Annotated in this window: 4 protein-coding genes; all 4 read right to left on the bottom strand. The window is 71.1% G+C overall.

Annotated features, from left to right (window positions below; translation table 11 throughout):
* Window positions 1-916, bottom strand: a 916-nt coding sequence (locus tag ACWEVN_RS46900) for an aspartate ammonia-lyase (RefSeq protein ID WP_452055586.1), incomplete at its 3' end; no start/stop codon positions are given.
* Window positions 913-1830 carry an asparaginase gene (locus tag ACWEVN_RS46895; protein ID WP_452055585.1) on the bottom strand — a complete coding sequence of 306 codons (918 nt, stop codon included), beginning with the start codon at window positions 1828-1830 and terminating at the stop codon, window positions 913-915. The genes ACWEVN_RS46900 and ACWEVN_RS46895, both read right to left, overlap by 4 nt.
* Window positions 1827-3257, bottom strand: a complete 1431-nt coding sequence (locus ACWEVN_RS46890; protein ID WP_449687834.1) for an amino acid permease — start codon at window positions 3255-3257, stop codon at window positions 1827-1829. The genes ACWEVN_RS46895 and ACWEVN_RS46890 overlap by 4 nt, the downstream gene beginning before the upstream one ends.
* Window positions 3254-3901 carry a FadR/GntR family transcriptional regulator gene (locus ACWEVN_RS46885; protein WP_449687839.1) on the bottom strand — a complete coding sequence of 216 codons (648 nt, stop codon included), beginning with the start codon at window positions 3899-3901 and terminating at the stop codon, window positions 3254-3256. Before ACWEVN_RS46885 ends, ACWEVN_RS46890 begins: the two co-directional genes overlap by 4 nt.
* Between the last annotated feature and the right edge of the window lie 151 nt (window positions 3902-4052).

Below are 4052 nucleotides of genomic sequence, written 5' to 3'. Positions count from 1 at the left end.
GCCCGGCGCGCGGGCCCGAGGACAGCAGCCGCAGGTCGTTGCAGCTCTTGGACAGCTTGACCGCGATCCGCTTCAGGACACCGGACAGGTGCACGAACGCGCCGCAGTCCTGGGTCGCCTCGACCAGGTCGGCGGCGGTCACGACCGGCAGGCCGGTGATCTCGCGCAGGTGGCGGCACGCGGCTTCGGCGTACCCGGGTGCGGCGTTGAGGCCGGTGCCGATCGCGGTCGCGCCGAGGTTGATCTCGTGCAGCAGGGCGACGGCTTCGTTCAGCCGCTGCCGGTCCTCGCCGAGCATCACCGCGTATGTGCCGAACTCCTGGCCGAGCGTCATCGGCACGGCGTCCTGCAGCTGCGTGCGGCCCATCTTCAGCACGTCGTGGAACTCGACGGCCTTGGCCGCGAACGCCTTCTCCAGCACGACCATCGACTCGGACAGCTCGCGCACGGCGAGGATCGTCGCGACGTTGACCGCGGTCGGGTAGGCGTCGTTCGTCGACTGCCCGAGGTTGACGTGCTCGTTGGGGTGCACGACGTGGTAGTCGCCCTTGGCGTGCCCGAGCAGTTCCAGGGCGCGGTTGGCGATGACCTCGTTGGCGTTCATGTTGGTCGACGTCCCGGCGCCGCCCTGGATGACGTCGACGACGAACTCGCCGTGCAGGGCGCCTTCGCGGATCTCCCGGCAGGCCGCGCCGATCGCGTCCGCGATGCCGGGTTCGAGCAGACCGAGCTCGGCGTTGGCGCGCGCCGCGGCTTCCTTCACCGAGGCCAGCGCTTCGACCAGGTGCGGGTAGGCGGCGAGCGTCGTTCCCGTGATCGGGAAGTTCTCGCGGGCGCGGGCGGTGTGCACGCCCCAGTACGCGTCGGCGGGGACGTCCTTGTCGCCGAGCAGGTCGTGTTCGCGACGGGTGGTCATACGGTGCTCCCCACAGGCAGGTTTCCGGAAAAACGCAGGTTGTCCGGGCCGGGCGGGACGTCGATCCCGCACAGCCCGAGCAGCGCGGCCAGCACCGGGTAGCGCGCCCGGTCGCCGCCGTCGGCGATCTTGACCGCGATCGCCGTGCCGTCCGGCAGCGCGGCGACCTGGACGGCCTCGAAGCCGTCCTTGGCGATCAGCCCCGGCACCGCGCGCATGACGGCGGTGACGTCGCGGCGGCTGCCGCCGACCAGCTCCGGGTGCTGCCGGATCCCGGCGGCCACCAGCCCTTCCGGCGTGTCCGGCGCGGCGAGCGCGATCTTCGACACCGCGGTCGCGAGCCCGCGCAACGTCGTCGCGAAGAGCGGCGCGCCGCAGCCGTCGACGGCCACTCGGGCGATGCCCCGGCCGGTCAGGTCCTCGACGGTGGCGGCGATCGCGCGCTGCAGCGGGTGGGCCGGGTCGAGGTAGCCGTCGACCGGCCAGCCGTTCAGCGAGCAGGTCGCGAGCATCGCCGCGTGCTTGCCGGAGCAGTTGTGCCCGAGCCGGCTCGGCGCCCGCCCGGCGGCGAGCCAGCGGTCCCGCTCGACCGGGTCGAACGGGAAGTCCGCGGGGTTCCCGAGCAGGTCGGGCGAGCGCCCGTCGAGGACCTCGAGAGCCGCGTCGAGGTGCATGGCCTCGCCCGAGTGGCTGGCCGCGGCGATCGCGAACCCGGCGGGGGACAGGCGCAGGCCGAGCCGGGCCATCGCGGTCGCCTGCAGCGGCTTGGCCGTCGACCGCGGGTACATCGGGGTGTCGACGTCCCCGGCGGCGAACCGCACCGAGCCGTCCGGGGCGAGCACCACGGCCGAACCGTGGTGGACGCCCTCGACCAGGCCGTCGCGGAGCAGCTCGACGAGGGGTTCGTGGCTCACATGCCCTCCTCGTCGAACGCCCGCATGTCGATCCGCTTGCGGACGCCGAACCAGCCGGCGACCAGCGCGACGGCGATGGCGGGCAGCGCGAGCAGGGTGATCCGGCCGGTCTCGTCGAAGCCCATCAGCACCACGACGGCGGCGAGGAACACCAGCGTCGCGATCTCGGTGTACGGCGAGAACGGCAGCCGGAAGGACGGCCGCTCGAGGCCGTCGCGCTTGGCCCGGCGCACGAACAGCAGGTGGCAGAGCACGATGATGGCCCAGGTGGCGAGGATGCCGATCGCGGCGAAGTTCAGCACGATGTCGAAGGCCTCCTTCGGCACCAGGTAGTTCAGCCCGACGCCGAGCACGCAGACGGCCGCGGTGAGCAGGATCCCGCCGTAGGGCACGTGGTTGCGGTTCATCACGCCGGTGAACTTCGGCGCCGAGCCCGCCGTCGCCATCGACCGCAGGATCCGGCCGGTCGAGTACAGGCCGGAGTTCAGGCTGGACAGCGCCGCGGTGAGCACGACCAGGTTCATCACGCTGTCCGCCGCGGGCACGCCCAGGTGCGAGAGCACGGTGACGAACGGGCTCTGGTCCTTCGTGTAGGAGCTCCACGGCAGCAGCATCGCCAGCAGCACGACCGAACCGACGTAGAAGACGAGGATGCGCCACATGATGGAGTTGATCGCCTTCGGCATGATCTTCTCCGGGTTCTCGGTCTCGCCCGCGGCCACGCCGACCAGCTCGACGGAGGCGTAGGCGAACACCACGCCCTGCACGATCAGCACCATCGGCAGCAGCCCGGACGGGAAGATCCCGCCGTGGTCGGCGATCAGCTGCGGACCGCCCGCGACGCCGTCGACCGGCGTCTGCGTCACCAGCAGGAAGATGCCGATCACCATGAACAGCACGAGCGCGGCGACCTTGATGATGGCGAACCAGAACTCCATCTCGCCGAACAGCTTCACCGACACCATGTTCAGCGTCAGGACGACGGCCAGCGCGATCAGCGCGAGCACCCACTGCGGGATCGGCGAGAAGAACGACCAGAAGTGCGCGTAGAGCGCGATCGCCGTGATGTCGGCGATGCCGGTGGTCGACCAGTTGAGGAAGTGCATCCAGCCGGCGACGTACGCGCCCTTCTCGCCCATGAACTCGCGGGCGTAGGAGACGAACGCGCCGCTTGAGGGCCGATACAGGATCAGCTCGCCGAGCGCGCGGACGACGAAGAAGGCGAAGAGCCCGCAGACGCCGTAGACGATCGCCAGCGCCGGGCCGGCCTGGGCGAGCCGCCCGCCGGCGCCGAGGAACAGGCCGGTGCCGATCGCGCCGCCGATGGCGATCATGTTGACGTGCCGGGACTTCAGGGCCTTGCTGTACCCGGCGTCGCCCGCGTCCGCGGTGTTGCCGGTCGTGCCCGTGAGGGTCTGTTCGGTCACTGGTCCCCGTTCACGATGCTGTTGAGGGTGGCTTCGACGTGCTCCAGGTGCGCGGACATGGCCGCGACGGCGGCGCTCTCCACGCGGCTCTCGATCGCCTTGACGATCGCCCGGTGCTCGATGTTCGACTGGCGGCGGCGGTCGCCGAGCTGGTTGAGGAAGGCGGACTGGCGGGCGAGCGCGTCCCGGATCTCCTCGATCACCTTCCCGAACACCGGGTTGCCCGAGGCCTGGGCGATGGTGATGTGGAAGAGCGAGTCGAGCGCGACCCAGGCGGTGTTGTCGGTCTCGGCGTCCATCCGGTCGAGCAGGTGGGCGAGCAGGTCGAGGTCGTCCTGGCCGCGCCGCACGGCCGCGTACCCGGCGACCGGGATCTCGACGTGCCGGCGGACCTCGATGAGGTCGCGGGCGGAGTAGGGCCCGAAGGTGGGGTTTTCGGCCGGGCCGGTCGCGGTGACGAAGGTGCCCTTGCCGGTCTTCGACTCGGTCATGCCGAGCGCCTGCAGACCGCGCAGCGCCTCCCGGATCACCGAGCGGCTGACCTCGAACTCCCTGCTCAGGGCCGCTTCGGAGGGGAGCTTCTCGCCGACGGCGTGCTCGCCGCGCTCGATCGAGGCGCGCAGGTGGGCCAGCACGGCTTCCATGGCGCTCACCCGGCGAGGACCACCTTGTCCGGCTGTCTGGCTGTCAGACAGGTTCATGGCGGGAATGCTCGGTCCCGGTGCCGCCGGTGTCAACGCGAGGTTCGGTGACTGTGGCCCACCTCACCGTGGCGCTCGTGAGTGGCAAGGCGGG

This window comes from Amycolatopsis sp. NPDC003861, from assembly GCF_053605405.1.
The sequence above is the reverse complement of the archived record's forward strand: the minus strand, read 5'-3'. Positions and strand labels throughout refer to the sequence as shown.